Origin of the sequence: Comamonas sp., assembly GCF_036666375.1 — a bacterium.
Taxonomy (GTDB): domain Bacteria; phylum Pseudomonadota; class Gammaproteobacteria; order Burkholderiales; family Burkholderiaceae_C; genus Comamonas.
Genome location: NZ_JAVWWA010000046.1, coordinates 6,612 through 10,493, shown reverse-complemented (window position 1 = coordinate 10,493; position 3,882 = coordinate 6,612). Strand labels below are relative to the sequence as shown.

4 protein-coding genes are annotated in these 3,882 nt (G+C 69.1%); 1 reads left to right on the top strand and 3 read right to left on the bottom strand.

From position 1 onward, the window contains the following. The 3 genes from RR928_RS12810 to RR928_RS12800 form a co-directional block, all read right to left on the bottom strand. On the bottom strand, positions 1-690 hold a 690-nt coding region (locus tag RR928_RS12810; RefSeq protein ID WP_332682782.1), incomplete at its 3' end, for a fumarylacetoacetate hydrolase family protein. Continuing rightward, on the bottom strand, positions 687-1,670 hold the full coding sequence (locus RR928_RS12805; protein ID WP_332535444.1) for a Bug family tripartite tricarboxylate transporter substrate binding protein: 984 nt from the start codon (positions 1,668-1,670) through the stop codon (positions 687-689). The genes RR928_RS12810 and RR928_RS12805, both read right to left, overlap by 4 nt. A gap of 47 nt (positions 1,671-1,717) precedes the next feature. Then, the gene (locus RR928_RS12800) at positions 1,718-2,671 is read right to left on the bottom strand and encodes a 2-hydroxyacid dehydrogenase (RefSeq protein WP_332535445.1); all 954 of its coding nucleotides are present in this window, start codon (positions 2,669-2,671) and stop codon (positions 1,718-1,720) included. Between the two features lie 108 nt (positions 2,672-2,779). Here RR928_RS12800 and RR928_RS12795 point away from each other — a divergent pair. Beyond that, on the top strand, positions 2,780-3,882 hold a 1,103-nt coding region (locus RR928_RS12795), incomplete at its 3' end, for a citrate synthase family protein (protein ID WP_332682780.1).

Genomic DNA, 3,882 nt, shown 5'->3' with positions numbered 1-3,882 from the left:
GCTGCCCACGGTCATGGAAAACTCGCCTATGCCGGTGACGCCGCCGGCAACCACATCGCCGGGCGAAAGCGGGCCCACGCCCGCGGGCGTGCCGGTGAAGATCAGATCGCCGGGCAGCAGCGTCACCGAGCGCGACAGCATGGCGACGAGTTCAGGGACGGACCACAGCAGCTCGGACACATAGGCGCGCTGGCGCTCGACGCCGTTGACCGTGAGCCAGACGGCGCCTGGCCCTCGGTGGCCGCAGTCCGCAGCCGGCACCAGCGGCGTGCAGGGCGCGGAGCGATCGAAAGCCTTGGCCGGCTCCCAGGGGCCGCCAGCCTGCTTGGCTTGCTGCTGCAGATCGCGGCGCGTCAAGTCCAGCCCCGCGGCATAGCCCCATATGTGCGCTTCGGCCTGGGCCGCGGCTATGTTCCGGCCGCCGCGGCCCAGGGCCACGACCAGTTCGATCTCGTGGCAGAACTCGCGCGTCGCCGGCGGGAAGGCGAGCACGCCTTGCGCGGCGCAGACCGCGCTCGCGGGCTTCATGAACCAGGCGGGCATCTGCGTGGGCGCGGCTTCGTCTGCCGACCAGCGGTAATTGCGGCCTATGCAGAACACGCGGCCCAGCGGGAACCGGGCGCTGCTGCCCGCCACTGCCAAGGTGGCCGCAGTGGGCGCGGGAAAGACCAGTTCGGTCACGGCGTTCATTGGGTGGTGATCTTGCGGCTGCGGATGATCTCGGCGTAGCGCGTCCGGTCGGCGGCGATCAGCTTGCCGAAGTCTTTCGGCGAGTTGGCGCGCGCCACGCCGCCCAGCGCCGCAAAGCGGGCCTTGACGGCTTCGTCGGCGAGCACGGCGCGCAGGTCGGCCGAGATCTTGTCGACCGTGTCCTGCGGCGTGCCCGCGGGCGCGAGCAGGCCTATCCATGAAATCGCGTTGAAGCCGGGCAGCGCGCCTTCGGCCAGCGTGGGCACGTCGGGCAACGCGGGCAGGCGCTTGTCGCTGGTCACCGCCAGCGCGCGCAGCTTGCCGGCCTTGATATGGCCCGAAGCCTCGAGCGCGGTCATGAACGACAGATCGACATGGCCGGCGAGCAGATCGGCAATCGCCGGGCCGCCGCCGCGGTAGGGCACATGCACGATGAAGCTGCGCGTCTGGTCCTTGAACATCTCGGCCACCAGGTGCGGCGCGCCGCCCGCGCCCGAACTGCTGTACGACAGCTTGCCGGCCTGCGCCTTGGCCAGCGCGATGAACTCGGCGGGCGTCTGCGCGGCGACAGCCGGGTTGACCATCATCACCAGCGGCAGCTCGGCCACCAGCGACACCGGCGCAAAGGCCTTGTCCGGGTCATAGGGCAGCTTGGCGTACAGCGAAGGGTTGATCGCCTGCGTGCCGATATTGCCCAGCAGCAAGGTATAGCCATCGGGCTTGGCCTTGGCCACCAGATCGGCGCCGATCTGGCCGGCCGCGCCGCCCTTGTTCTCTACGATCACGGTCTGGCCCCAGCGCCGGCTCAGCTGTTCGGCGATCACGCGCCCGCCGGTGTCGGTGCCGCCGCCGGGCGGGAAGGGCACGACCAGGGTCACGGGGCGCGAAGGATAGGACTGGGCCAGGGCCAGGGGCGCGGCGGCGCTGGCGCCCAGTGCCAGGGCCAGGGTGAAGGCGAATCGGCGGGTGGTGCGGGTCATGGTGGTTTGTCTCCTGTTTGTTCTTTGAAAGGGATGGCGTGGCACGCCTAGGTCGTGAGGCTCATGCTGGGGCGCTGGCCCGCCAGCGCCTGGGCAATGCCGGCCAGCACCATCTCGCCCATGGCCGTGCGCGTCTCCCAGGTCGCGCTGGCGCGGTGCGCCTGCAGCGTCACCGCGTCCGACTGGCGCAGCGCCAGCGGCACGCGCGGCTCGTCGACAAACACATCGAGGCCCGCGCCCGCAATGCGCCCGGCGACCAGCGCCGCGGTCAGATCGGCCTCGTTGACCAGCCGGCCGCGCGCGACATTGACCAGAAAGCCGCGCGGACCCAGCGCGTCGAGCACGGCCGCGTTCACTATGCCTTCGGCCTTGTCTGCCGCAGCGCACAGCACCAGCGCATCGCTTGCGCGCGCCAGATCGATCAGATCGGGCACAAAAGCGTGAGCGACGTCGTCCATGGGGCGCAGGTCGGTATAGCGGATGCGGCAATCAAACGCCGCGGCGCGCTGGGCGACCGCGCGGCCCACGCGGCCCATGCCCACGATGCCCAGGCGCATGCCGCTGAAGCGGCGCGCCAGCGGAATCGCGCTGGGCTGGGGGTGGAGCTCCCACTGGCCTTCGCGCACGAAGCGGTCGCCCGCGCACAGATTGCGGCAGGCCGCGATCAGCAGGCCCATGGCCAGGTCGGCGACGTCTTCGGTCAGCGCGCCCAGCGTGGCCGTGACGGGCAGACCGCGGCTGCGGCAGTAGGCGAGATCGACGGCATCGGTGCCCACGCCGTTGACGGCGACCACCTTGAGGCCGGGCAATTGTTCGAGCAGCGACTGCGAAATGCCGGTATGGCCGCCCGTGATCACGGCGGAGATCGACGCGCCATGTTCAGCCAGCCAGGCTTTCTGGTCGGCCAGCTCGTAGAACCGGTGCACGGTATAGAGCGTCGCGAGCTGTTCGTTGATCGCCGGAATCAGGATGGGGTTGAGCTGAAGGATGTGGGCTTTCATGGGCGGAAACCAGGTTTTTGCAGGAATGTCTGCATCCTAGTTTTCACTTGATAAGTTGGTCAATATTGATGTATAAAATCAACATATATAAAGGATAGGTGTTTTCCCATGGCTTCCTGGATTTCGATGAACGAGGCCTGCGCGCTGCTGGGCGTGCGCGCGCAGACCGTGTATGCCTATGTGAGCCGCGGCAAGATCGAGGTCATGGCCGATCCGGCCGATACGCGCAAGAGCCTGTACCGCGCCGACGACGTCGCCGGCCTGGCCAAGCGCAAGGAGGCCGGCCGCAAGCACGAGACCCTGGCCGCGAACACGCTGTTCGGTGCCGAGCCCAGCATTCCCACGGGACTGACAGCGTTCGTTCGCGGCCGGCCTTATTACCGGGGACAGGACGTGATCGCGCTGGCGCGTACGGCGACGCTCGAAGAGGCGGCGCGGCTGCTGTGGGGCGCCGAGCAGGCCGTCGACTTTTCCTGCTGCGCACCACCCGCGCACGGGCATGCGGCCCCGCCCGGGCGGGTCGCGGCGTTCACCGCGCTGGCGGCGCTGTCGGCCACCGGGCATTCGACGCGCGGGCGGCGCACGCGCGTGCTGCACATCGAAGGCCAAAGCCTGGTCGGCCAGCTGGCCGACGCCTTTGGCGCCGTGCCCGGCAGCCTGCCTCTGCACCAGCGCTTTGCCAAAGGCTGGAAGCAATCGGCCAAGGTGGCCGATCTGCTGCGCACGGCCATGGTGCTGCTGGTCGATCATGAACTCACGAGTTCCGCCTTTGTCGCGCGCATCACGGCCTCGACCGGGGCTTCGCTGCCGGCCTGCCTGCTGGCCGGATTGACCACGCTGTCGGGCCCCTTGCACGGCGATGCCTCGGGCCGGGTGCAGGCGCTGTTCAGCGAAGTCGAGCGCGTGGGCGCGGACCAGGTGCTCGAACACCATCTGTCCACGGGCCTGCCGCTCGCGGGCTTTGGCCATCACATCTACCCCGACGGCGATCCGCGCGCCGCGGCGCTGCTGGCGCTGACCGAACCGCCGGAAGTGATTGCGCGTTTCATTGAAAAGGCCACCGAGCTCACCGGCCTGCAGCCCAATATCGATGTCGCCCTGGCCGCGCTGATGGCGCGCCACCGGCTGCCGCATGACGCGGCCTTCAGCCTGTTTGCCACGGCGCGCAGCATAGGCCTGCTGGCGCACAGCCTCGAACAACTCGAGGTGTC